Source organism: Gilliamella sp. X-23 (genome assembly GCF_057063545.1).
Map to the genome: position 1 here is coordinate 22,691 of NZ_JBXSQG010000010.1, position 26,087 is coordinate 48,777.

The window sequence follows — 26,087 nt, forward strand, 5'->3', positions numbered from 1 at the left end:
TATTAATAGCGATTATTAATATGGAAATTCTTGTTCAAGTAGTTTGATAAAATCGACAAAAGGATCGGTAATCACCACTTTTAAATAAAGATTTACTCCAATATCATGCATTTTTCTAAATGCCGATACGTCGTTTTCATCAACAGAAACAGCTTTAGTAATTTGTTTTTTACCAGCTTTGAATGACATACCACCAATATTGACATTTTTAATAGGAACACCAGCTTGAATTAAGCGCAACACATCAGTTGGATTAGTAAATAGATAAAATACGGTATCATGTTCATACTTTATGTTTTTATAAACGGCTACAGCTTTTTCAATGCTCACTACCGAAACTTTAGTGCCTGGAGGGGCAGCTTGTTTAACGAGTGTTGCACGGATCTCATCATTGGCAACTTCATCACTTACAACAATTATTCTTTCTGCTTTGGCTTCTTTGGTCCAAACAGTCGTCACTTGACCATGAATTAAACGATCATCAATGCGAACTAAATTTATAATCATTTATAGATCCTCCTCTATACATGCATTTTTAGATAATGATTTGAATGACTTGATAAAATCCAATTTGACATTGTCAAGTTGTTCAAATGCGTTTTCAATATTGATTAAGGAGTAATCAGAATTTAATAACTCCAAACAAAGTGGTAAGGAGAGCCCGCTGATAACTTCAATATTTCTTCGTTTCAGCGCTAATATCGCTGCTGCGTTATAAGGACTACCAGAAAAAATATCAGTGATAATAATGAATTGCTGGTTTTCTGATTGGTTAATAATTTTTAGATATTTATCTTGCAAACTTTCAATACCTTCACCAGGTTCAAAGGTTATTGCATGTAAATTGAGGTATTTTCCAGCTATCATTTCGATACTTTTTTTCATTTCAATAGCAACGTTTCCATGCCCAGATAAAATAAAATTCATATTAAATCCTCACAAATTCTCTTCTTGTTTCACAAATGTTAAGGTGAATTTATTATCACATTTGATCTAAGTAAATCACTAATGTGAAAAAATGTGACGTAGATTTGATTTTTGTGTCAACTATATGAAAGTAATATTATTTGTTTTTAAAACTAGGAGGTGATGATTATGATATGTATAATGGTGTGTGCTATTTAATTGAACATAAAAATTATTAAGACTTCATTGCATTATCTAAAATTTGCATAGTAAATGACTTTTTAAGATAAAATCCTCTTGGGCGAGTTAAAATAATTTGTCCATTTTCACCAATTGCTTCAGTAAGTGCTTGCCCATTGGCTGCTTTGGGTCTCAGTTGTAGATAGGTGCCGTAATGAGCGGTAATTTTTTCAACCTGCCCTAGCGCTATCATATCCATTAATTCTTCCCAGTCTTGCTTGAGTTGTTGCTCTTGTTCTTGAGTTGGTGTCCACAAAATAGGTTTTCCTACTTTTCGGTCAGCAAGAGGAATCGTTCTTTCGCCTTCTATTGGGATCCAAAGTACTTTTGTTAGTTTATATTTAACATGGCTGGTTTCCCAAATAACGCCATGATTAGCCATTAATGGTGTGACGCTGACAAAAGTAGTTTCTAACGGTTTACCTTGCTTATCAACAGGAATCGTTTTCAATTCAATTCCTAAATTAGCAAAATCACGCTCAGCCTTACTACCAGCATTAGCACCTAAAAAAATTTCGATAAGATTTCCTACCCAACCTTTTTGTTTGCTTAAATTAGCGGGGATAGGGATGTTTAAATATTGTGCGATTTCGCCAAAAGTGTACCCCGCCACTAACTGCGCGCGATGTAATAATTTTTGTTCACTATTAGGAAGAAATATAGGCATGACAAAACGAGTTAATTTGCTTGCTAAGAAAACACAGCCAATTATATTGACTGTGAATCGTAAAATAAAGCGTTATTGACTTAACTTTTCAACCCAACTGGCGTAGCTATTAATGATAACGGTTAACAACTCTTTACTTTTGGAAGTAATATTACCGCTTTCATCAAAAGCAGCATTCACATTGCCAATATAAGCTTCAGGTTGTTGTAGTGTCGGCATATCTAAAAAGACTAAAGATTGTCGTAATTGATGATTAGCACCAAACCCACCAATTGCACCTTGTGAAACGGAAACAACCGCAGCAGGTTTTTTTGACCAAATACTCTTACCATAAGGGCGAGAGCCTACATCTATTGCATTTTTGATCACTGCTGGTAAGCCCCGATTATATTCAGGTGTCACAAAAATAACACCCTGACAATCGGCTATTTCTTGACGAAAACGAGTATAAGAGGCTGGAGGGGTATTATTATCAATATCTTCATTATATAAAGGTAAATCCCCAATTTGGATAATTTGTAACGAAAGTGATGGTGGTGCTATTTTCTGAAAAACTTTTGCCACTTTTAAGTTATAAGAGTCTTTACGTAAACTCCCAACCAGTACAGCAATTTTTTTACTCATCTTAAATCTCCACGTATTTTTAATAAGAGGCACTGAGTATGCCTCTTATCTTATTCATTAATAATTATTTATTAATGTCCTGATGAGTCGACTTTTCGTCCGGCTTCAAATAAGAACCATGCACGTTGTTCTGTTTGATCTATCCACTCTTCAATTAAACTTGCTGTGGCCGTATCGTTGTACTTATCACAGATATCATGTGCTACACGCATACGCTCAGTCAGTCTTACATTATCTTGGCAAAGTTCGGCAAGCATATCTGATGGTTCAACAAAATCAGCATCATTATCAGAAATGCTTTGTAATTTAGCGATATGGCCAATTGAACGTAATGTTGTTCCGCCTAATTTACGTACACGTTCTGCAATTGGATCTGTCATGGCAAATAGTTCTTCGCCATGATCGTCTAACATTAAATGGTAATCACGAAAGTGAGGACCGCTCACATGCCAATGAAAGTTTTTGGTTTTTAAATATAAAGCAAAAACATCTGCTAAAACAGAATTCATTGCTCCAGAAATATCTTTTGACGCTTTTTGACCTAAGTCAGTAGGGAATAAAATTGCTGTTTGTTGTAATTTTTTTGCCGAGGTAATACTTTTAGCCATAATATATTCTCCTTAAATTGAATAATAAAACAACGCTTTTGTACCAAGTTACGCCAACTCACAATTAATGTCCAATAAAAATCAGCTATTTTTAACTATTACTGTTATTTCAGCAATCTATCACTTTCATTTATTTTCTTTATTTTAATTTAATTATTTTTTGAATTAACTTTCTTTCAAAATGAAAGATATTTTTTCAAATTGTGATCTATTTAAAAGTTTTTGTGGTTTGGTATTGATATTATCAACTCGAATTCAACTCAATAGGAGACAATATGATTGATGCTATTTCATTTGGTGCTGAATGGTTTATTGGTTTATTCCAAGAAGGCGGAAAAGTATTTGTTGGGATGGTAACGGGAATTCTACCATTATTAATTTCATTACTTGTTGTAATGAATGCAGTGATTAAATTTATTGGGCAAGAACGTATTGAGCGTTTAGCGCAAGCTTGTGCGGGTAATCCCATTTCTAGATATTTACTGTTACCGCTTATTGGTACTTTTGTTTTTTGTAATCCAATGACATTAAGTTTAGGTCGTTTTATGCCAGAGTTTTACAAACCAAGCTACTATGCAGCTTCATCTTATAGTTGCCATTCAATGAATGGATTATTTCCACACGTTAACCCTGGTGAGCTTTTTGTTTATTTGGGGATAGCGGCAGGTTTAACTACATTACATTTACCTTTAGGTCCTCTTGCTGTGAGTTATTTCCTTGTTGGTTTAGGTACTAACTTTTTTAGAGGTTGGATTACTGACTTTTGTACAGCCATTTTTGAAAGAAAAATGGGTATTAAATTAGAAAGAAAAGTTCATCTGTAAAATTATAAAGAATAAGGAATATAAAAATGGCTAAATTTATTCGTATTGAAAGAGGAGAAGCTGGTTGGGGTGGGCCTTTAGAACTTCCTGTCATTGCAGGGAAAAAAATTGTCTATATTGCAGCAGGAACTCGTCCAGCGATTGTTGATACATTAGCGGAATTAACAGGGTGGGAAGCTATTGATGGATTCAAAGAAGGTGAACCACCTAAAGAGGAAATCGGTGTAGCGGTTATTGACTGCGGTGGAACGTTACGTTGTGGTATCTATCCAAAAAACCGCGTACCAACTGTCAATATTCATGCAACAGGTAAATCAGGTCCTCTTGCCCAATATATTGTTGAAGATATTTATGTTTCAGCAGTAAAGACAAACAATATCAAATTGATAGAAAAAGAAGGTGATAGCGTAAGCGAAATGGCATCAGCAGCCAAAGAACCGCAAACAAATAATAAATCAGCTGAATTTAAGGAATATGACAGCAGTAAAAAAATTACTGAACAAAGCGACGGATTACTAGCAAGGATTGGTATTGGTATGGGATCCGGTGTTGCCGTTTTCTTCCAAGCTGGTCGTGATACTATTGATACGGTACTTAAAACAATACTTCCTTTTATGGCGTTTGTATCAGCATTAATTGGAATCATCATTGCATCGGGATTAGGTAATTTTATTGCTCATGGGCTTGTTCCTCTAGCAAACAACCCATTTGGACTTGTTATATTAGCCTTGATCTGTTCTTTCCCATTACTTTCTCCTTTCTTAGGCCCTGGAGCGGTTATTGCTCAAGTTATTGGGACTTTAGTTGGTGTACAAATAGGGCTTGGTAATATTCCTCCTCATTTAGCATTACCAGCATTGTTTGCTATTAATGCTCAAGCTGCATGTGACTTTATTCCTGTGGGGTTATCACTAGCTGAAGCTAAACAAGATACAGTGAGAGTAGGGGTTCCATCTGTGTTGGTTAGTCGTTTTTTAACTGGCGCGCCAACGGTCTTAATTGCATGGGCTGTTTCATTATTTATATATCAATAAATTAAAAAATGGGATGAATAAATCCCATCTTAAGCGGACGGAAGGTTAATAATGGCAAATGTTATCTATCATTCAAAAATTAATCAAATTGGTGAATTTGCCCAAGAGGCATTAGCTGATGGAATGCTAATCCTGTTTAAGAATGGCGCACCAGCAGATTTAGCTGAGTACTGTTTTGTTCACAGTCATGATGATTTGCAGCAAGACTTGCAAGTAGGTCAGGAAATTAAATTAGGTAAACATGTTTATGAAATTACTGCAGTCGGTGATGTAGGCAGTATTAATTTTCGAGAGTTGGGACATATCACATTAAGATTTGATGGTAATCATCAGGCTGAATTGCCTGGAACGGTACATGTAAAAGGGGATGTACCAGATCAACTTTGTGTGGGTGATGAAATTATAATTTTAAATGACTAAGGAACTTAAAAATGAAACAAGTAGCAGTCGTTGTAGGTGGTGGCCAAACTTTAGGCGAATTTTTATGTAAAGGCATAGCCGATGCTGGATACAAAGTTGTTGTTGCTGATTTAAATGTTACTAATGCAAATAAAGTGGCCGAAGAAATTAACAAAAAACATGGAGCAGGTACAGCCAAAGGTTTTGCTGTTGACGCAACAAATGAAGACAGTGTCATTAAACTAGCTCAAGATACTGATGATACATTCAAACGTGTTGACTTAATGGTCTACAGTGCGGGTATTGCAAGAGCTGCACCTATTACTAATTTTACATTAAGTGATTTTCAATTATCGGTTAATGTAAATCTTACAGGCTATTTTTTATGTGCGCGTGAGTTTGCTAAATTAATGGTAAAACACAAAACTCATGGACGAATTATCCAAATTAACTCTAAATCAGGCAAAGTAGGTAGTAAGCATAATTCTGGTTATAGTGCAGCTAAATTTGGTGGTGTTGGATTAACTCAATCACTGGCACTTGATCTCGCTGATTATGGCATTACGGTAAACTCATTAATGTTGGGGAATTTGCTAAAATCACCAATGTTCCAATCATTAATACCTCAATATGCTAAAAAATTAGGTATTCCAGATGAGCAAGTTGAGCAAGTTTATATTGATAAAGTGCCGTTAAAACGTGGTTGTGATTATCAAGATGTCCTTAATGTATTGCTATTTTATGCAAGCGATAAAGCATCTTATTGCACAGGACAATCAATCAACATCACTGGCGGACAAGTAATGTTCTAGTTAAAATAAAGTGCGAAAGTTAATTTACGACTTATCGCACTTTTTATTCTAACTTACATTAAATGGAAAATCACAAATATGACGACCACGTTAATCACTATTGCCTTAATTGCTTGGTGTATCCAAATCGTTTTTAGTTGGTTTCAAATTCGCCGTTTTAATCAAGCTTTCTTAGCCATGAAAAAAGGCACTTATTTAGGCGTTGGTCGTAGCAAAGGTAAACGGTTTATGCCAAGGGTATTAATTGCAATTTCATTAGATGAAAATAAAGTTGTTATCGATTCAGTCATAATGAAAGGGATAACGGTATTTGCTTTACCTAAACCCATTTTACAATTACATGGATTATCAGTATCAAAAATCATTCCAGAAAAGATATTTCCGAATGATGCAGCATCACAAAGTGCATTAACTACTGCCTTAACAGCAAATAATTGAAAATTATCTTTTATTTTAAAAAGTAATTTCTTTCATTGTACAGTATAATATTTTGTAAAATAAAAATTTTTGTATACTAATAATGATGGAATTTTTGTATGAAAGTAAGGCTACGACAAACAGCTATTTTAGAATACCTCCAAAACCATGGACAGGTTAGTGTTGATGAATTGGTGGAACATTTTAAAACAACAGGAACAACTATTCGAAAAGATCTAACCCAGCTTCACCAAAGTGGTTTGGTTTTACGTACTTATGGTGGTGCTATGTTAAATCGTGAAGTTGGTGATAGAGCCATCGATCATAAAACTTACATTAACACCGCATCGAAAAAAGCAATAGCAGAAGAAGCGGCTAACCTGATTCATGAGGGCGATTCAATTATTTTTGATTCTGGTAGTACAGTTGCACAAATGATACCTATGCTTGCTAGATTCGATAATCTGACTATTTTGACTAATAGCCTACATATAGTAAACGAGCTAGTTGCTTATAATAATAATTATACCATTATTCTGTCTGGGGGGACCTTTCGTCGAAAATCAGCCTCTTTTCACAGTAATAGTGCATCGACAGCAGCCGCATTTGAACTTTATACATTTGATAAACTATTTATGGGCGCCGATGGAGTAGATTTAGTGGGTGGCATAACAACTTTTAATGAAAGTTATCACGGTAGTGTGGCGATGAGCAAAGCAGCAGCAAAATTAATATTATTAGCTGACTCAACCAAATTTGGACGGCGTAGCCCAAATGTAGTCTGTGATTTAAGTGCTGTCGATACAATTATCACTGATGATAATTTAGATGATAGATATTATGATGCACTAATGCAAAAAGGTATTAAAGTGATTAAAGTAAAAGTGATTGATAAATAATATAAAAATATCATTATCTAAATATGATTAGACAAAATCAATAAAATTGATTTAGAACTTATTTTGGATGGATTAACCTATTGTAAAAAATAATGTTAATCCATCTATCTTGCTTGAATCGCTTAAAATAACAATCTGGCCCGGATTGTCCCTGATACATTTTTCAGTTTCACTAACAACTCTTCAGCTTTGCTTTGTTCAACTCTATCAATATCAATAACAACATAACCAATTTTAGGATCGGTTTGTAAATACTGGGCTGAAATATTCAGACCTTGTTCGGCAAATAAGGTATTAATAGCGGTTAATACACCGGGTTGATTATGGTGAATATTGATAAAACGGCTTGCGCCTTTAGCTGGAATTGGTAAAGAGGCTTCTGGAAAATTAACCGCTGAAAGCGTTGCGCCAGTGTCTGAGTATTTAGCTAGTTTTGTGGCGACTTCAATACCAATGTTTTCTTGTGCTTCGCTTGTTGAACCGCCAATGTGTGGTGTAATAATCACGTTATCAAATTGGCACAATGGTGATTCAAACGGATCGTTGTTACTAGCCGGTTCAGTTGGGAAAACATCAATGGCTGCACCGCTCAGTTTATGAGTGTTTAGCGCTTTAGTTAATGCATCAATATCGATGACTCTACCGCGCGAAGCATTAATCAAAATTGAACCTGATTTCATGGCATCGATTTCGTTATCGCTGATCATCTTGATGGTCGTTGCGTTTTCCGGCACATGCATGGAGACAATATCGCTTATAGACAATAACTCTTTCATTGTTGAAATTTGTTTAGCATTACCTAAAGGCAGTTTTGTTTCAATATCATAAAAATAGACATTCATCCCTAGTGATTCAGCTAAAATGCTTAATTGGCTACCAATATGGCCATAGCCAATGATGCCTAAATTTTTACCACGGGCCTCGTGCGAACCGGTGGCAATCTTATTCCATTTGCCTTGGTGTGCTTTAGCGTTTGCTTCAGGTACTCGACGCAATAACAAAATTGCTTCAGCTAAAACAAGTTCAGCAACTGATCGAGTATTAGAAAATGGTGCATTAAATACCGGAATGCCTTTCACCGTTGCCGCATCAAGATCCACTTGATTAGTGCCAATACAAAAACAGCCAATGCCAGCAAGTTTTGGCGCTGCGTCGATGATATCTTTGGTTAATTGTGTTCTTGAGCGGATCCCAATAAAACGGACATCCTTTAAGGCTTGTTGAAGTTCTTCGGGCGATAATGCACCTTTATGATATTCAATATTGGTAAAGCCTGCAGATTTTAATACATCTATTGCGCTAGGATGAATGCCCTCAAGTAACAAAAATTTGTTTTCATCTTTGGTTAAAGTCTGAATAACCATTATTTCCTCTCTTAAATTTATTCTAACAAATGATCTTATCTGAGCTCTTTTACACCTGTGCTACACCCAACTAGTGCAATATCAGCGCCTTTATTTGCAAATAAGCCGACAGTGACCACACCTGCAATGCCATTAATTTTATTTTCTAATTCCATTGGTTTTGCGATGACGAGATCATGAACATCCAAAATAACATTGCCATTATCTGTGATTACGCCTTGACGATATATTGGTTTTCCACCCAGTTTAAATAGTTCGCGAGCAACATAAGAACGAGCCATAGGAATTACTTCAATTGGTAATGGAAATGAGCCTAATACATCAACCACTTTTGACTCATCGACAATACAAATAAATTGCTTAGCAATAGCTGAAACAATTTTTTCGCGCGTTAAAGCTGCACCACCGCCTTTAATCATTTGTAAATGATGATTGATTTCATCGGCACCATCGACATAAACATCTAAGCTATCAACCTGGTTACAATCTAATACAGGAATACCATAGCTTTTTAATTTTTGAGTTGATGCTTCTGAACTTGAAACGGTTCCTTTGATCTGATCTTTAATTGTCGCTAATGCATCAATAAAATGAGATGCCGTTGAGCCAGTTCCCACACCGACATAAGAATCAGGTTTGATAAATTTTAATGCGGACCAACCTACTGCTTTTTTTAATTCGTCTTGTGTCATGATATCACCCTAAATTGAGGATAATTTTTGTTAAAAAAATAAAATTTTGAAAGCAAAATCGTTGAATATATGGCATAGTAACCAATTGGAAAGCAAAAATCATTAGTATTTTAAGAAAATATATTAACTTTTAGTATATTTATAATTTATTGCGGTATTAACCTAGTTTGAATATTCAAGCAATGATCAAATTATTAGTAAAGAGATTATGAAGCGTCCAGATTATAGAGCATTACAAGCATTAGATGCGGTGATAAAAGAGCGAGGATTTGAACGAGCAGCAGATAAATTGTGTATAACACAACCTGCAGTATCGCAACGTATTAAACAATTAGAAAGCTTTTTTGGGCAGCAATTATTGGTCAGAACTATTCCGCCAAAAGCGACTAAACAAGGTGAACATCTTTTAGGGTTATTGCATCAAGTTGAGTTATTAGAACAACAATGGTTGGGAGATAATGAACAAAATACAACACCGTTATCATTATCTATTGCAATCAATGCCGATTCATTAGCGACTTGGCTACTACCTGCATTAAAACCAGTTTTAGATAAAAATATCTTACGGTTTGATATACAAGTTAAAGACGAAGAGCATACGCTAGAACTATTGCGTTTAGGCACCGTGGTTGCTGCAATTAGCATTCAAGCTAACCCTTTGCCAGGTTGCCTATCTGATTTACTTGGTGCGTTAGACTATATTTTTGTAGCTTCCCCAGATTTTGCTAAAAAGTACTTTCCAAATGGTGTAACTCGCTCCTCATTATTAAAAGCTCCTGCTGTTGCATTTGACCATCTAGATGACATGCATCAAGCCTTTTTACAAGAAAACTTCAACCTTACGCCAGGCAGTGTAATTTGCCATATTACCAGTTCATCTGAAGCATTTGTACAACTTGCTAAACAAGGTTCAGCGTGTTGTATGTTACCAAAATTACAGGTTGAACAAGAATTAAAAAGTGGTGAATTAATCAATTTAACGGAAGGGTTATATCAAAGACGAATGTTATATTGGCATCGTTTTGCTCCAGAAAGTAGTGTAATGAAAAATATCTCTGAAGCTTTGATCTGTTATGCTCAAAATACATTATCACAACCTCAGGTTTAGAGCACAAATAATAGATAAAAAATGTGATTTTGATCTTTAAACGCATACTTTCCTGAAATTTTTGACAAACTAACCTCTTTATTGAAAGAACTGAAGATATGAGCCAATTAAAAAATGATCGTTATTTACGTGCTTTGCAATGTTTACCTGTGGACTACACACCGATTTGGATGATGCGTCAAGCTGGTCGCTATTTACCTGAGTATCGCCAGTTAAGAGCAAAAGCAGGGGATTTTATGACTTTATGTCAAACGCCCGAACTCGCTTGCGAAGCGACTTTACAGCCTATAGCACGATATAAGCTTGATGCCGCTATTATCTTTTCTGATATTTTAACCATTCCTGATGCTATGGGGCTTGGTTTACATTTTGAGGCAGGTGAAGGGCCTAAATTTACAAAATCGATTACTTGCATGTCTGATATTGAGCAATTACCGATTCCTGATCCTAATCAATCACTCAACTATGTGATGGAGGCGATTCGTTTAACTCAAAAAGAGCTCAATGGCAAAGTACCGTTAATTGGATTTTCAGGCAGTCCATGGACATTAGCCACCTACATGATCGAAGGAGGGAGCAGTAAAGCGTTTACTAAAATAAAAAAAATGCTTTATAGCGAACCTAAAGCGCTACACCGACTACTTGAAAAGCTTGCTGATAGCGTGGCCTTGTACTTAAATGCTCAAATTGAAGCCGGAGCACAATCTATTATGATTTTTGATACTTGGGGTGGAGTATTGAGCCATCAAAGTTATCAAACATTCTCATTGCATTATATGCAATTAATCTTATCAAAATTAAAACGTGGTCATAAAACGTCAGACATCACCTCTTATGTGCCTGTCACGCTTTTTACAAAGGGTGGGGGATTATGGTTCGATAGTATTGCCAATACGGGTTGTGATGCTATTGGTGTTGATTGGACTGTAAATTTGAGCTCGATTGCTTCAAAGGGAAAAATTGCCGTACAAGGCAACTTAGATCCATCCGTTTTATATGCGGATAAACTTACAATCGAATCTAATGTTAGCACCATTCTTAACGAATTTGGTGCTTATTCTGGTCATATTTTTAATTTAGGTCACGGTATTCATCAAGATATTCCCGTCGAACATGTGCAATATTTAATTGACGCAGTGCATCAAAAGTCTAAAAGGTTTCATCATGATTAAAAATCCTATTCAATTAAGAATAGAAAAGTTACCACAATGGCAACAACGTTTATTTATGGCTTGCCTATGTGAACGAATGTATCCCAATTTTGTTTTTTATTGCCAGCAACAACAAAATGAAGAAGATGCAAAGAGCTACAAAAAAATACTAGATTTAGTCTGGGAATCATTACTGGTTGAAGATGTCAAAATCAACTTCGATTTACAGCTTGAAAAATTAGAAGCCATTATTCCCACGGTAACTGACGACAGCCCTTATATGGTTTACCCTGCTATTGATGCTTGTCAGGCGCTTAGTGAAGCTCTACATTCTTATTTGAGTGGTGAAATAGGCGAACATAGTGCCAAGGTAAGTGGTATATCCGCCACTACTGTTGCCGAATTTGAAATGACTAAAACCAATGTTGCGCTATCTGAAGACGATCAACAAAACTTACCGAGCGTTGTTGACGAGTTTGATTTGCAGTGGGAACTCTTTCGATTATTACGTGATGAAACCAACGAAACGATTGAGTTAATAAAAGGCTTAAAAGACGAAATACGGTCGGCTAAAACAAGTAATATTGGTGTTTTTTTGAGCGATTAAGCCATTTGAAGTGTGATTTTTTTATTTTTTATTAAATTTTTCTTTAATCTTAAGCAAATATAGACTACATTTAACAGCAATGTAACCTAAACATTGTTTACAGTAACGAAGCTAGGATTGTTGATTCTTGCTTTGTATGTAATGTTAACTTTAACAATAAAATAATATGTAAGGATATACCCATGAATAAAACAGAACTTGTCGACGCTATTGCTAGCAAAGCAGATATTACTAAAGTTGCGGCTAAAACAGCATTAGAAGCTACATTAGCAGCTATTACTGAATCATTAAAAGCTGGTGAACCAGTTCAATTAGTTGGTTTTGGTACATTCAAAGTTAATGCTCGTAAAGCACGTACAGGCCGTAACCCTAAGACTGGTAAAGAAATTAAAATTGCAGCAAGCAAAGTACCTGCATTTGTATCTGGTAAAAGTTTAAAAGAAGCAATCAAATAAGTTGATTCTTTTTCTATCGATGATTTTATTGATGGAACATTTCAAGGGCATAGAACATTGTTTTATGCCTTTGTTATTGCGCTAAAATAATATGTGCTAAAAATAGAAAACCGCCTATTTTTTTAGTTTTTTATCCCACCTTGTAACTCTTAAACTCAACAGCAAATTAAAAATTGTTTTACCTATAATTTTAAGTGGTTATTTCAGTTAATGTGGCTTTTAATATATTGGCCAAATCTTGAGGGGCGATCTCAATTTCTAATCCTCTTCTACCACCCGATATAAACATTGTAGTGAGCTGATTTGCACTTAAATCAATCAGTGTTGGAAAGTGTTGCTTTTGTCCTAAAGGGCTAATTCCACCGACTAAATACCCCGTTACCTTTTGTGCTAAATTGGGAGCTGCCAAATCTACTTTTTTACAATTTAACGCTTTTGCGGCTTTTTTAAGATCTAAATGACCATCAACGGGTAACACACAAACAGCTAAGGTTTTAGAGTTACCGTTTAAGCTCACAACCAACGTTTTAAACACTTGGGCTGCAGTGACATTTAAACTTGGATCAAGTTTATCGACAGCTTCCTGTCCGTAGTGGGTTTGGTTGGGATCGTGCTTATATTGGTGGATGTTAAATTTGATGTTTAACTTCTTAAGCAAATTAATAGCGGGTGTCATAGTTATTATCCTACCGGTTTTGTTATAACAAATTAATACACGCAAATTGACATAGCACGTTAATCCTCACCAACAAAAATTGGTGAGGATCAGAATAGTTAAACAATCAAATTACTGGTTGTTTCATGATCATCTTTTTCCGGCAAGTTTTGGTTAGTAGTATTAGTGGCTAGCGAATAAAGACGATAGAAAAAGCTAGTAACAAAGATATCCAAAAAGACAGAGGCTAATGAAATGATAGCACCCAATATAATATTTTCATTATCGAAGATCATACTCAATTTGGCCAAAATGATAATAGGTGCACTGTTAATTAATAACATCAAAAAACCAGGAGCCCAATATTTTTTTACTAGCTGATAGTTTAAAAAAAGTAAATCAGAGAAACTTTTTTGTTTAGGATCAGCTAATGACCCGAAAAAGAGGTTAAAAAATATAGATAAAAATATAATTGGAACAATTAGCATTAAAGCAAGTAATAACAAAATAAGAGTGCTAGGTAATAAAAAATTTAAACAAATAAATACTAAAGATAAAATGATTGCTATTAAGAAGGCTAAAAAAATAAAAGTAATATAAAAACCAAGAATTTTTAGCATACTGGATAGAAAACTAGACAAGAATAGCTTTGGCTTAAGTTTATTGCAGCTATTAAGATTATTAACGGTTGCAATACTAATTGACTTCATAGCGCTATTGATTAACAAACCTAGAATCAAAATTGGAATATGGGGAGATAGATCTAAATACAAGTGGAAGTCCAAACTAAGATAGTAAAGGTAGCTAGTAATAACCGAATTAGCTAACGCTACCATTAGGCTTACAAGCAAAATAGGCATTATATGGTTACGAGTAAAATTCAGTGTTTGTTTAAAAATTAAAGAAAAAGTCAGTTTTTTTTGCACTTCCATAAAAGTTCCTTTCTGGTGGTAACTGGTTTTGTTACCACCATTTATGTTGTTGAAAAATTTAATTTGTCAATTAGGCTTGTAGTAATGAAATATCCGCTACTTTTAAGAATAAGTTCTGCAACTTTTTCAAAAGCGCTAATCGATTAAGTTTAATCTGTTCATTGTCAACCATAACCATGACAGAATCAAAAAAGGCATTGACCGTCTCTTTAAGAGATGATAATTCAACTAACGCATCTTGATAACGACCTTCACTAAAATAAGGTGAAAGTTTATCGGTTAAAACCGCCAATTTTTTAGCTAATTCACCTTCAGCACCTGCTTCTAGCAAGGCCGCATTGATCTGTTCTGGAATAGTAATTTCGGCTTTAGATAAGATATTTGACACCCGTTTATTGGCCTCGGCTAATGACGATGCTTCTGGCAAGGTTCTAAAGTGAGTAACTGCTTTAATGCGCGCATCAAAATCAGCCGGTTTTGTTGGATTAAGCGCTAAAACCGCTTGAATAGTATCAATGGCAAAGCCTTGTTCTTGATACCAAGCGCGGAAACGACCTTGCATAAAAGTAACAATATCCTCAACCACATTTGTATTACTCAGTTTATTACCATATAACGATGCGGCATAATTGGTTAATTCAACAAGATCTAAAGGTAGTGTCTTTTCAACAATGATTCGTAAAACACCAATTGCAGCGCGACGTAATGCAAAAGGATCTTTATCGCCTTTAGGGTGCTGGCCGATACCAAAAATACCCGCTAAAGTATCCATTTTTTCAGCGATAGAAACCGCACAAGACACAGCTGTACTTGGTAATTCATCGCCAGCAAAACGTGGTTTATATTGTTCTTCAATTGCGGTGGCCACTTCACTGCTTTCACCATCTTTTAGTGCCAAATAACGCCCCATAATGCCTTGCGTTTCAGGGAATTCAAAAACGGTATTGGTTACTAAATCACATTTAGTCAACTTACCTGCTCGTTTCGCTTGCTCAACATTGGTGCCTATATGTTCAGCAATAAAACCAGATAAGGCTTCAATACGAAGTGATTTATCTTTAACCGTACCCAATTGTTGTTGAAATAATACCGTATCAAGGCGAGGCAAACGATCTTCTAAACGTTGTTTCAAATCCGTTTTATAGAAAAACTCAGCATCAGCAAGGCGAGGGCGAACTACCTTTTCATTACCCGAAATTACCACCTGCGGATCTTTTGACTCAATATTGGCAACAAAAATAAAGTTAGGTAACAATTTTCCTTGATTATCATAAACAGGGAAATACTTCTGATCACCTTTCATCGTATACACTAACGACTCTGCAGGAACGGCTAAAAAACGCTCTTCAAATTTAGCGGTTAACACAACAGGCCATTCCACCAATGACGACACCTCCTCAAGCAGGCTATCGGTTAAGTCGGCTTTACCGTTTAATTTTGCCGCGGCATCTTCGGCTTGTTGTTTAATGATCGCTTTACGCTTATCATAGTCAGCCACCACCTTACCGCGTTGCTCTAAAATTTCAGGATACTGATCGGCATTATCGATAGTAAACTCTTGTTCACCCATAAAACGGTGGCCACGAATAATGCGGTTTGACTCAATATCTAAAATGGTACCAGACACAAGCTCATCACCATACAACATGGTCACCGTATGACATGGGCGAATAAATTCGACTTGTCTTGCTGCCCAACGCATTGGCTTCGGGATAGGTAATTTACTTAATGCGGTTTTAACCATATCACATAAAAGATTAACAACAGGCTGACCTTTTTGATTTTGAGTATAAGAAAGCCACTCGCCTTTATCTGTTTGTATACGCTCAGCTTGCTCAACAGTAATGCCACAACCTCGCGCCCAACCTTCGGCAGCTTTAGTCGCATGACCATTGGCATCAAATGCCGCACTCACCGCCGGACCACGTTTAACTATTTGGCTATCGGGCTGGGTATCGCTCAAATTTAAAACTTTTAACGCTAAACGACGTGGCGAAGCATACCAAAGCACTTCACCATGTTCTAAATTGGCATTATCGAGCTGTTGTATAAAATTTGCCGCAAAGCTTTCTGCTAAAGTGCGGAGTGATTTTGGTGGTAACTCTTCGGTACCGATTTCCACTAAGAATGTTTTTTGCATAATCTTCTAATTCCTACTTTGATGCACTGTCGTTAGCGCGTGAATTTTGGCACATAGGGAACCCAAGTGCTTCACGAGATGCATAATATGCCTCGGCCACCATTTTTGTTAACGTCCTAATACGCAAAATATAACGTTGACGCTCTGTGACCGAAATCGCCTTACGTGCATCAAGCAAATTAAAACAGTGGGCGGCTTTTAAAATACGCTCATAAGCCGGCAAAGGAAGCGGTTTTTCTAGCTCAAGTAAAAATTTAGCTTCTTTTTCGTGTTGTTCAAAACAATAAAATAAAAATTCAACATTGGCGTATTCAAAATTATACGTTGACTGCTCAACCTCATTTTGATGGAACACATCACCATAAGTCGTTTTACCAAATGCACCATCACTCCAAACTAAATCATAAACGCTATCGACGCCTTGAATATACATTGCTAAACGCTCAAGTCCGTAAGTGATTTCGCCAGTGACAGGCTTACATTCAAGCCCGCCAACTTGTTGAAAGTAAGTAAACTGAGTTACTTCCATCCCATTTAACCAAACCTCCCAACCAAGCCCCCATGCACCAAGGGTTGGGTTTTCCCAATTGTCTTCAACAAAACGGATATCGTTAACAGTAGGATCAAGCCCCAACTCTTTTAACGAACCTAAATAGAGCTCTTGGATATTATCGGGCGAAGGTTTTAAGATAACTTGAAATTGATAATAATGTTGTAACCTGTTTGGGTTTTCGCCATAGCGACCATCGGTTGGGCGGCGAGATGGTTGAACATAAGCAGCATTAATCGGCTCAGGCCCCAAGGCTCGTAAACAAGTCATAGGATGAGAAGTCCCGGCGCCAACTTCCATATCTAAAGGCTGAATCACGGTGCATCCTTGATTAGCCCAGTAATCTTGTAACGTAAGAATTAACCCCTGAAAGGTTTTGACATTAAACTTTTGCATGATGTTATCTTTATGGTTGAATTGGTTTTTCGATAATTTAAATAGTGCTATATATTATACTTTTTATCAATAGTTGTGAAATGTCTAATTGTTTTATGCTTGAATATACGGGGTGAGTTAAAGATGGGTGTTTTTTTTTGTAAAAAAACAATAAAATGAAAAATTTAATAAAATCAATATCTTTTCTAACTGATTTTTGGGCGGAAAATTAGGCCTTTTTTTTTTGGGTGAATAGAATAAATTGTGCAGTGGTTTCGGACGTTTTGACCTTGGGTGGACAAAATAGCTATAGTGACCACGTCCGAGTCAGGGAATTAAAGCGAATTCCCTGACAACCCACGCTTTGGCTACAGAATGTGGCCTTCGGCTACCCTCCGCCGGCGCTCGGTCTTAACGCACCGTTTGTGGACGCGCTCCAAGCGCACCACAAACTCGCCAAACATCCCTGTTTGGCGTGCTAACCTCGCTCTGTTGTCGGCACATTCTGACGCCGGAATAGGACAAACAACATAATCTTAGGTGTTTTTTTGTGAGTTGTTTTTGTTAAAAAGCAATGAAATTACACTCAAAAAGTGGTCAGGAAAGGTATTGATTTTATTGAAGTTTTTGTTTTGTTGTTTTTAAGATAAATCAATCACTTACACAACCTAAGCAAAGCGCCGACATACAAAAAACAACAAAATCACAAAAAGAGCACTTTAATAACAGCCATTTAACTACTTAAAAATCGGCCAGAAAACATATTGATTTTATTCGATTTTTTTGGATGTTTTTTTAACAAAACCGCCTCATAAAAACACAACAATCTTTCCCAAAAAAACAATGGTTATGTTGTTTGTTTTATTCCGGCGTCAGAATGTGCCGACAACAGAGCGAGGTTAGCACGCCAAACAGGGATGTTTGGCGAGTTTGTGGTGCGCCGGGAGCGCGTCCACAAACGGTGCGTCAAGACCGAGCGACGGCGGAGGACAAATTTGTCTGGAACAAATTTGAACATCTGAGCATAGCGAAGATGGCCTCGAAGAGGCGAGTATCAGGATGATACGAGTAGTGCCGCAGGCCACATTCTGCAGCCAAAGCGTGGGTTGTTAGGGAATTCGCTTTAAATTCCCTAACTCGGACGTGGTCACTGTAGCTATTTTATCCACCCAAGGTCAAAACGTCCGAAACCACCGCACTCAATTTATTCTATTCACCAAAACAAAAAAGACCTAATTTTCCGCCCAAAAAACGGTCAGAAAAGGTATTGATTTTATTCAAGTTTTTATTTGGCGATTTTTAGCCAAAAAACACCACCCAAACCCCTTATCCCAAAGCCCGCCAACGCAGGCTGACTCAGTCTTTAACAAAACTTTACAAATTTTTAACAAAAAAACTAGCGCATTATTAATCAACCGGTTATAATTTAAGAGCTTTTAAAGCAAGGGAAAGCTCATTAGTCGAGCGGATAATTATAAAAAGTGTAAATAAAACAAAAAATTACTTGACAGGATAAGCAAAATGCGTTACCATTTATGGCATCTGGCATCTGGCATCTGGCCTGCCAAACCTACGCCCAAAATCTTTTTCAATTTCACCGTAGTCTAAATCAGACACAGTTCTTATTTTCATCACCGAGGTCATTTCGCGTAGCGAAATCGGAGCCGTTATCGGCAGGGTTATCGCCGAGGTTGAGGCGTTTACCTCTTCTATCTAAATTTTCAGGCTTACCAAGCTTACCAAGCTTACCAAGCTTATCAGGCTTATCAGGCTTACTTAGATTATTTAGATTTCCTAAATCGGCGTTGTTCTTCGTGGTATTGTTGTTGTCGTATTCACAGTGTTCTGTGGCATTAACGGCACATACATCAAGAGTAATTGAAGGTACTCCACCGTATTTAACATTTGATGGAGGTCGAACAAAGGCAACTAATACTGATACTTTTTTGGCAATAGAGTTGCCGAATGGTAGAGTTATCACGCCATCGACAAACACATCGAGTTTGACAAACCCGATAATGGTTCCTGCTGGAATAACATTTAATGATATTCATACGGTATTGCCGTCAGGAACAACATCTATTAGTTTAAATAGTCTAATAACACAAGGGAAGTGGGGAGATGATGATGGAGATGGTCAGGGTACAAATGGTGTTACTGCAACAGGTATTATATCGTTATCAATAAAGGATAAAGATGGCAGAACTGTTAGTAGTCGTGGTGATACATTAAGTAAATGTAGTGCCCCTTATAAGATAACCTTAAGTAGTACAGGGGGTAGTTTAACTACACAGTATGGTGTACCAAATAGTAGTACATTTATTGGAGGCAGTGTAGAGTATTACATCAAGCCGGATTCTTCTGGTGGTTGTTACTTTGTGCAGTACGCAAGGCCGAATTTGTTATATGGTGGTACTACTGGCATCGATTCTATCGACAATCCTCGCTACGCAGGCCCATCTAACATATGGAGTCCTACAAAGGGTTTTTTAACTCAGTCAACAAATCCATCATCTTACGACCAAAACTTTCCAACTACAGGTTCAGATGGTTTGTATTTTGATTTGCGTATAGATGGGGTTGATGCGAGTCAGTTGACGTGGTCTCCGGTCACGCGTGGTGGAATAACGGCTACGGTGACAAGTGTAACAGCTAATAATAATTGGATTCCTAGTGTTGATAGAGGAAAAATTGTCGCACGAGTTAAGTTAAGCGGTCCTAGGGCAAGTAGTGCTCAGATAAACTCAGCTAGTCCTAGTCGGCTTACCGTACCATCTTTGCCACAGACCTTTGAGTTGGTGGGTAGGGATAGTAGTGGTAATGAGGTGAAGTATGGATTTGTGTTAAAGCAGTGGTTCGTCAATCGTGGTAGTAAATACGGTACTCTGTCTAATCAAATATCTTGGTGTCGTGGTTTGGGTTATCGTGCGCCACAGGTTAAGGATTTAACCAATTCAAACTATAACAATTTAGGCGCCTTGCCTCATTCATCTGTTTATAATTATATGCGTCATATAGGTGCAGGTTTTTTCACGGAGTGGGGCAACATGCCCAACTACGCTGTTGCGGGCTTCGTCGCCAGCGGCGGCTACTGGACGAGTGACGCAACAGGTAGCAACCAGTTCTTTGTCTACTCGGACCGCGGCGACGTCGGCAGCAACAGTGCCAGCAACTCCCGCTATGGCGTTTGCCCCGCACCTTAGCTTTTATTTCTTATTCCTTAATCCTTAGGCCGCGGGGGCGGTTATGGAGCCTGAGAGGACAATCTAACAAAGAATAACGCCCCCGCGTAAGTTGGGGCGTTTTCCCTTAGGGTTGCGCAGTTGTGGCAAAGCCACAATAGCGCCGCCCCTGCCGCCGGCGACGCTGAAAGTGTCGATGGCGGTGGCTCAGGGGGTAAAATCAAATAAATAAAGAGAAGTCATGTAATGGAAATAGAACAAAAATTAGCATTAAGTGAAAATCCGATACATTTTTTGAGAGAAGGTCTTTTTTTAAAGGCTTATAACCAGTCATTTTATGTCATGAGTCAATTATTAGGATTTAATTTAAAACCGATAATTAAGCATATTAAAAAACTCGACCAAATTATTGTATGTGGTGGATTTCCGGCTAATGTTATTAATAAACGTTATCCTAATGTGTTTTTGGGTTGGTGGATAAAATGAATTGAGTGCAGTGGTTTCGGACGTTTTGACCTTTAGTGAATAAAATAGCTCTCGTGACCACGTCCGAGCTAAGGGAATTAAAGCGAATTCCCTTAGCAATCCCGCGCTTGGCTGCAGAATGTGGCCTGCGGCTGCCCGACGCCGCCGCTCGGTCTTAACGCACCGTTTGTGGACGCGTTCCAGACGCACCACAAACTCGCCAAACATCCTTGTTTGGCGTGCTAACCTCGCTCTGTTGTCGGCACATTCTGACGCCGGAACAAGACAAACAACATAACCATCGTTTTTGGGATGGGTTATTGTGTTTTTATAAGGCAGTTTTTGTTAAAAAACAGCTAGAAAAACTTTAATAAAATCAATACCTTTTCTGACCGATTTTTAGCGGAAAATCAAGCCTTTTTGGTTTTGGTGAATAGAATAAATTAAGTGCGCAGGTTTCGGACGTTTTGACCTTAGGTGAACAAAATAGCCACAGTGACCACGTCCGAGCAAAGGGAATTAAAGCGAATTCCCTTTGCAATCCCACGCTTTGGCTACAGAATGTGGCCTACGGCTACGCTACTCGTATCATCCTGATACTCGCCTCTACGAGGCCATCTTCGCTTTGCTCAGATGTTCAAATTTGTTCCAGACAAATTTGTCCGACGCCGCCGCTCGGTCTTAACGCACCGTTTGTGATGCGTTCCAGACGCAGCACAAACTCGCCAAACATCCCTGTTTGGCGTGCTAACCTCGCTCTGTTGTCGTCACATTCTGACGCTGGAATAAGACAAACAACATAACCATCGTTTTTGGGATGGGTTATTGTGTTTTTATAAGGCAGTTTTTGTTAAAAAACAGCTAGAAAAACTTTAATAAAATCAATACCTTTTCTGACCGATTTTTAGCGGAAAATCAAGCCTTTTTGGTTTTGGTGAATAGAATAAATTAAGTGCGCAGGTTTCGGACGTTTTGACCTTAGGTGAACAAAATAGCCACAGTGACCACGTCCGAGCAAAGGGAATTAAAGCGAATTCCCTTTGCAATCCCACGCTTTGGCTACAGAATGTGGCCTACGGCTACGCTACTCGTATCATCCTGATACTCGCCTCTACGAGGCCATCTTCGCTTTGCTCAGATGTTCAAATTTGTTCCAGACAAATTTGTCCGCCGCCGCTCGGTCTTAACGCACCGTTTGTGGACGCGTTCCAGACGCACCACAAACTCACCAAACATCCCTGTTTGGCGTGCTAACCTCGCTCTGTTGTCGGCACATTCTGACGCCGGAATAAGACAAACAGCATAACCTTAGGTGTTTTTTGTGAGTTGTTTTTGTGTAAAAAGGCCATGAAATTACATCCAAAAAGTGGTCAGGAAAGATATTGATTTTATTTAAGTTTTTGTTTTTGTATTTTCAAGGAAAATCAATCGCTTACACAACCTAAGCAAAGCGCCGACATACAACAAATCAACAAAACCACGAATAGCGCCCTAATAACAGCAATTTAACCGCTCCAAACCCTTTTTTTAACGATAATTTAAAATTAAATAAAATCAATAAATTATAAAACACCTCAAAAAAAGGGTTTTCAAAGCCAAAATTGTTGTTTATCTTTATACAGCAAGATTTATCAAATCTTGAGTTCTACCTTAACGCCGTGTAGGCGGTTTAGAAAGATATAAGCGGCGCTTGTACATTGTCTAACCACCTTAACGCCGTGTAGGCGGTTTAGAAAATAATCATTCCAGCCAATGGAAAACATATTTCCCTTAACGCCGTGTAGGCGGTTTAGAAAATGTCGGCTTTTTTAGATTTAATTATATTTGGCCTTAACGCCGTGTAGGCGGTTTAGAAACTGCTCAGCAAGTAGGTGGCCAGTCGTTGGAGCCTTAACGCCGTGTAGGCGGTTTAGAAAATTCTGACACGAGCAGCCATTTGCCCCCAGTCCCTTAACGCCGTGTAGGCGTTTAATTTAAACAAAATCAATTATATAATTATAAAAACACAATATCCCATCCCAAAAAAAATGGTTATGTTGTTTGTCTTATTCCGGCGTCAGAATGTGCCGACAACAGAGCGAGGTTAGCACGCCAAACAGGACGTTTGGCGAGTTTGTGGTGCGCTTGGAGCGCGTCCACAAACGGTGCGTTAAGACCGAGTGGCGGCGGAGGGCAGCCGAAGGCCACATTCTGCAGCCAAGCGCGGGATTGCTAAGGGAATTCGCTCTAATTCCCTTAGCTCGGACGTGGTCACGATAGCTATTTTGTTCACCCAAGCTCAAAACGTCCGAAACCACTGCACTCAATTTATTCTATTCACCAACCCAAAAAGGCCTGATTTTCCGCTAAAAATCGGTCAGAAAAGGTACTGATTTTATTAAAGTTTTTTCTGGCTGTTTTTTAACAAAAACCGCCTTATAAAAACACAATACCCCATCCCAAAAACAATGGTTATGTTATTTGTCTTATTCCGGCGTCAGAATGTGCCGACAACAGAGCGAGGTTAGCACGCCAAACAGGGATGTTTGGCGAGGCTATGCTTCGCCGGGAGCGAATCATAGCCGGTGCGTCAAGACCGAGCGACGGCGGAGGGCAGCCGAAGGCCACATTCTGCAGCCAAGCGCGGGATTGCTAAGGGAATTCGCTCTAATTCCCTTAGCTCGGACGTGGTCACGATAGCTATTTTGTTCACCCAAGGTCAAAACGTCCGAAACCACCGCACCCAATCCATCCTATTCCCCAAAACAAAAAAGTCCTGATTTTCCGCCCAAAAATCGGTCAGAAAAGGTATTGATTTTATTAAAGTTTTTTTTGAGTGTTTTTTTCTAAAAAAAACAATCTCCCCCCACACATTACAATTGGTTTTCATTTTGCATCTTGCCCTAATTATCGGTATAGTGACATCATCATTATTGCTCAGCTATCAATCACAAATACAACACCATGTCCATTTATCAAAAAATTGCAATTATTGTTCTTGTGGGGTTAATGAAAGTTAACTTTTCATACGCTGATGACAATCAGCTACTCCAATCCCTACGTCACTCTATCGAAGAACAAGAAAAGCGCCTAGCACAGCAAAAAAAAGAACGTACCGAGCTGGTTAATGATCTTAAAGAGCAAGAAACCGAAATCGCGAAATTGTTAACTTCAATTGAAAAAAACGATTTATCACTTAGAAAACTTGATCAAGACATCAATAGCTTAGTTAAACAAATTGATTTACTAACATTAAAACAAAAACAGCAACGAGCTGTGCTGGCAAAACAGTTAGAAAGTGCATTTAAACTGGGTAATGCGACGGGGTTTGAACTTGTTTTTTCGGGCGAGAAGAGTGAGCGTAATGATCGCATTATTACTTATTTCAGTTATATTAATAATGCACGACAACAGCAAATTAGTGCGCTTGAAGATACGCAAGCCCAATTAGCCAATAAAAAGCAAGAACTGCAAAAAAAACAAGAAACCCATAAAGCCTTGCAAAGCAAGCAAAAAGAACAGCAAGCTGGGCTTGAAAAGAACCGTCAAAATCGGCAAAAGACAATATCTTCGCTTGAATTGTCAATGCAAGAAAATCAACAAAAATTAGCCAGTTTGCGTAACAATGAGGCCAAATTACAAGCCAAAATTGCTCAAGCAGAAAAGGAAAGCCGACGCATAGCTGAAGAAGAAGCAAGGCAGGCAAAACATATTGAAGAGAAGCAAAAAAATACAAGCTATACCCTTAACCCTGATGAGCGGGCATTGATGGCGCGGGTGAGTGGTATTGGTAAGCCGAAACATCAGTTTAATTGGCCTGTTAGCGGTAGTGTTGCTCACCGTTTTGGCGAATTGCTTCAAGGTGAGTTACATTGGAAGGGGATGGTCATTAATGCTAAAGATGGTGCTCAGGTGCGAGCTATTGCCGATGGACGGGTGATATTGGCGAGTTGGTTGCAAGGTTATGGTTTTGTTGTGGCGCTTGAGCATGGTAAGGGCGATATGAGTTTGTATGGCTATAATCAACGTATTTTAGTTGAGGTGGGCGATAAGATTCAAAACGGGCAAGCCATTGCGTTGATTGGTTCGAGTGGGGGGCAAAATACGCCTGCTTTATATTTTGAAATTCGCCGTGATGGTAAGGCACTTGATCCAAGTGGGTGGTTAAAGTAATGCGCTGTTTTATTGGTCTGCTGGTTGTTAGTTTGTTGGTGCTAAATTCGCCCGTTTTATATGCGGGGCAGTTAGTGCTGGTTATTGATGATTTTGGCTATCGTCAACATAATGAGGAGCAGATTATTGGGTTTTCGCCCTTTATTACCATTGCTGTTTTGCCTCACTCGCCTAATGCTAAACGTATTGCTACGATGGCTCATGAGCATGGTAATGATGTGATTATCCATTTGCCTATGGCGCCAATGAATAAACAACCGTTAGAAAAAGATACTTTGTTTCCTTCGATGAATGAAAGCGAAGTTAAAGTCATTGTCGATAATGCTGTTGAACGGGTGCCTTATGCCGTTGGGGTTAATAACCATATGGGGAGTTTGATGACTTCGAACCTAAGCGGTATGATAAATGTGATGAAAGCGTTGAGTCGTTATTCGATGTTTTTTTTGGATAGTAAAACCATCGGTAAAACCCAAGTTAAAAAAGCTGCTCTGGACTATAATATACCCGTGTTAACGCGTGATGTTTTTTTAGATGATAAGCAAACCGAAAGCGAAATTAGTCAGCAATTTGATTTGGCCGTGAAATTGGCTCGTAAAAATGGTGTGGCGATTGCTATTGGTCATCCACATCCGCAGACAGTTAATGTGTTAAGAACAAAGTTAGCTAATTTACCTGCAGATATTGAGTTGGTTAAACTCAGTCAGCTCATTACGACGGTGTCAGATTCTGTAAACCATAAACCAAAAATAACGTTGAAAGAAATTATTAAAAAATGCAAACACCGACTTGAGGAAATAGTAAACCTTAAGCTGGTTGATGAGTAGCTCTG

General features: G+C 37.9%; 25 protein-coding genes and 1 CRISPR repeat array. Of the genes, 14 read left to right on the top strand and 11 right to left on the bottom strand.

Annotated features, from left to right (window positions below; all coding sequences use genetic code 11):
• Nucleotides 1-15 precede the first annotated feature (15 nt).
• The 5 genes from ACYH9I_RS07750 to ACYH9I_RS07770 form a co-directional block, all read right to left on the bottom strand.
• Nucleotides 16-507, bottom strand: a complete 492-nt coding sequence (locus ACYH9I_RS07750) for a PTS sugar transporter subunit IIB (RefSeq protein WP_091350622.1) — start codon at nt 505-507, stop codon at nt 16-18.
• On the bottom strand, nt 508-927 hold the full coding sequence (locus ACYH9I_RS07755; protein WP_160403428.1) for a PTS sugar transporter subunit IIA: 420 nt from the start codon (nt 925-927) through the stop codon (nt 508-510). It lies immediately after the preceding gene.
• A gap of 214 nt (nt 928-1,141) precedes the next feature.
• Nucleotides 1,142-1,813 carry a DNA mismatch repair endonuclease MutH gene (mutH, locus tag ACYH9I_RS07760; RefSeq protein ID WP_483560139.1) on the bottom strand — a complete coding sequence of 224 codons (672 nt, stop codon included), beginning with the start codon at nt 1,811-1,813 and terminating at the stop codon, nt 1,142-1,144.
• Between the two features lie 72 nt (nt 1,814-1,885).
• On the bottom strand, nt 1,886-2,437 hold the full coding sequence (locus ACYH9I_RS07765; RefSeq protein ID WP_483560141.1) for an NADPH-dependent FMN reductase: 552 nt from the start codon (nt 2,435-2,437) through the stop codon (nt 1,886-1,888).
• Between the two features lie 71 nt (nt 2,438-2,508).
• A complete protein-coding gene (locus ACYH9I_RS07770; protein WP_091350626.1) occupies nt 2,509-3,045 on the bottom strand; it encodes a Dps family protein in 537 nt (178 codons plus the stop codon).
• Nucleotides 3,046-3,320: 275 nt separating this feature from the next.
• Between ACYH9I_RS07770 and srlA the strand changes: the two genes are divergently transcribed.
• The 6 genes from srlA (at nt 3,321) to srlR (ending at nt 7,430) form a co-directional block, all read left to right on the top strand.
• Nucleotides 3,321-3,869 carry a PTS glucitol/sorbitol transporter subunit IIC gene (srlA, locus tag ACYH9I_RS07775; RefSeq protein ID WP_091350628.1) on the top strand — a complete coding sequence of 183 codons (549 nt, stop codon included), beginning with the start codon at nt 3,321-3,323 and terminating at the stop codon, nt 3,867-3,869.
• A gap of 26 nt (nt 3,870-3,895) precedes the next feature.
• Nucleotides 3,896-4,903: a PTS glucitol/sorbitol transporter subunit IIB gene (srlE, locus tag ACYH9I_RS07780; protein ID WP_091350630.1), complete on the top strand. Its 1,008-nt coding sequence runs from the start codon at nt 3,896-3,898 to the stop codon at nt 4,901-4,903.
• Between the two features lie 51 nt (nt 4,904-4,954).
• Nucleotides 4,955-5,323 carry a PTS glucitol/sorbitol transporter subunit IIA gene (gene srlB / locus ACYH9I_RS07785; RefSeq protein ID WP_483560143.1) on the top strand — a complete coding sequence of 123 codons (369 nt, stop codon included), beginning with the start codon at nt 4,955-4,957 and terminating at the stop codon, nt 5,321-5,323.
• Between the two features lie 11 nt (nt 5,324-5,334).
• Entirely contained in the window at nt 5,335-6,114 is a 780-nt protein-coding gene (srlD, locus tag ACYH9I_RS07790; protein ID WP_174787339.1) for a sorbitol-6-phosphate dehydrogenase, read from the top strand.
• Between the two features lie 78 nt (nt 6,115-6,192).
• Nucleotides 6,193-6,552 carry a transcriptional regulator GutM gene (locus ACYH9I_RS07795; RefSeq protein WP_091350637.1) on the top strand — a complete coding sequence of 120 codons (360 nt, stop codon included), beginning with the start codon at nt 6,193-6,195 and terminating at the stop codon, nt 6,550-6,552.
• Between the two features lie 98 nt (nt 6,553-6,650).
• Nucleotides 6,651-7,430 (top strand): glucitol operon DNA-binding transcriptional repressor SrlR, encoded by a 780-nt coding sequence (srlR, locus tag ACYH9I_RS07800; protein ID WP_483560145.1) that lies wholly within the window; start codon nt 6,651-6,653, stop codon nt 7,428-7,430.
• Between the two features lie 122 nt (nt 7,431-7,552).
• Here srlR and serA read toward each other — a convergent pair whose 3' ends face one another.
• Nucleotides 7,553-8,794 (bottom strand): phosphoglycerate dehydrogenase, encoded by a 1,242-nt coding sequence (serA, locus tag ACYH9I_RS07805; RefSeq protein ID WP_483560147.1) that lies wholly within the window; start codon nt 8,792-8,794, stop codon nt 7,553-7,555.
• 35 nt (nt 8,795-8,829) lie between these two features.
• Nucleotides 8,830-9,486: a ribose-5-phosphate isomerase RpiA gene (rpiA, locus tag ACYH9I_RS07810; protein WP_483560149.1), complete on the bottom strand. Its 657-nt coding sequence runs from the start codon at nt 9,484-9,486 to the stop codon at nt 8,830-8,832.
• Between the two features lie 208 nt (nt 9,487-9,694).
• Between rpiA and ACYH9I_RS07815 the strand changes: the two genes are divergently transcribed.
• From ACYH9I_RS07815 to ACYH9I_RS07830, 4 genes are all read left to right on the top strand, one after another.
• A complete protein-coding gene (locus ACYH9I_RS07815; RefSeq protein ID WP_091350644.1) occupies nt 9,695-10,594 on the top strand; it encodes a LysR family transcriptional regulator ArgP in 900 nt (299 codons plus the stop codon).
• A gap of 98 nt (nt 10,595-10,692) precedes the next feature.
• Complete coding sequence (hemE, locus tag ACYH9I_RS07820; RefSeq protein WP_174787340.1) at nt 10,693-11,766, top strand: uroporphyrinogen decarboxylase; 1,074 nt, start codon at nt 10,693-10,695, stop codon at nt 11,764-11,766.
• Complete coding sequence (locus ACYH9I_RS07825) at nt 11,759-12,352, top strand: YjaG family protein (RefSeq protein WP_483560151.1); 594 nt, start codon at nt 11,759-11,761, stop codon at nt 12,350-12,352. Before hemE ends, ACYH9I_RS07825 begins: the two co-directional genes overlap by 8 nt.
• A gap of 182 nt (nt 12,353-12,534) precedes the next feature.
• Nucleotides 12,535-12,807 (top strand): HU family DNA-binding protein, encoded by a 273-nt coding sequence (locus ACYH9I_RS07830; protein WP_065558407.1) that lies wholly within the window; start codon nt 12,535-12,537, stop codon nt 12,805-12,807.
• 190 nt (nt 12,808-12,997) lie between these two features.
• Here the strand turns inward: ACYH9I_RS07830 and ybaK are convergent, their stop codons facing one another.
• The 4 genes from ybaK to glyQ form a co-directional block, all read right to left on the bottom strand.
• Complete coding sequence (gene ybaK / locus ACYH9I_RS07835; protein ID WP_483560153.1) at nt 12,998-13,483, bottom strand: Cys-tRNA(Pro) deacylase; 486 nt, start codon at nt 13,481-13,483, stop codon at nt 12,998-13,000.
• A gap of 98 nt (nt 13,484-13,581) precedes the next feature.
• Nucleotides 13,582-14,394 carry a hypothetical protein gene (locus ACYH9I_RS07840; protein WP_483560155.1) on the bottom strand — a complete coding sequence of 271 codons (813 nt, stop codon included), beginning with the start codon at nt 14,392-14,394 and terminating at the stop codon, nt 13,582-13,584.
• A 70-nt stretch (nt 14,395-14,464) separates the two neighbouring features.
• Nucleotides 14,465-16,537: a glycine--tRNA ligase subunit beta gene (gene glyS, locus ACYH9I_RS07845; RefSeq protein WP_483560229.1), complete on the bottom strand. Its 2,073-nt coding sequence runs from the start codon at nt 16,535-16,537 to the stop codon at nt 14,465-14,467.
• 10 nt (nt 16,538-16,547) lie between these two features.
• A complete protein-coding gene (gene glyQ / locus ACYH9I_RS07850; RefSeq protein ID WP_091350656.1) occupies nt 16,548-17,480 on the bottom strand; it encodes a glycine--tRNA ligase subunit alpha in 933 nt (310 codons plus the stop codon).
• A gap of 1,514 nt (nt 17,481-18,994) precedes the next feature.
• Between glyQ and ACYH9I_RS07855 the strand changes: the two genes are divergently transcribed.
• The 4 genes from ACYH9I_RS07855 (at nt 18,995) to ACYH9I_RS07870 (ending at nt 26,082) form a co-directional block, all read left to right on the top strand.
• A complete protein-coding gene (locus ACYH9I_RS07855; protein ID WP_483560157.1) occupies nt 18,995-20,662 on the top strand; it encodes a hypothetical protein in 1,668 nt (555 codons plus the stop codon).
• 225 nt (nt 20,663-20,887) lie between these two features.
• Nucleotides 20,888-21,127, top strand: a complete 240-nt coding sequence (locus tag ACYH9I_RS07860; protein ID WP_483560159.1) for a hypothetical protein — start codon at nt 20,888-20,890, stop codon at nt 21,125-21,127.
• A 1,627-nt stretch (nt 21,128-22,754) separates the two neighbouring features.
• Nucleotides 22,755-23,082: direct repeats of the CRISPR family, unit length 28 nt; unit sequence CCTTAACGCCGTGTAGGCGGTTTAGAAA.
• Between the two features lie 967 nt (nt 23,083-24,049).
• A complete protein-coding gene (envC, locus tag ACYH9I_RS07865) occupies nt 24,050-25,258 on the top strand; it encodes a murein hydrolase activator EnvC (RefSeq protein WP_483560160.1) in 1,209 nt (402 codons plus the stop codon).
• On the top strand, nt 25,258-26,082 hold the full coding sequence (locus ACYH9I_RS07870; protein WP_483560162.1) for a divergent polysaccharide deacetylase family protein: 825 nt from the start codon (nt 25,258-25,260) through the stop codon (nt 26,080-26,082). The genes envC and ACYH9I_RS07870 overlap by 1 nt, the downstream gene beginning before the upstream one ends.
• Nucleotides 26,083-26,087 lie beyond the last annotated feature (5 nt).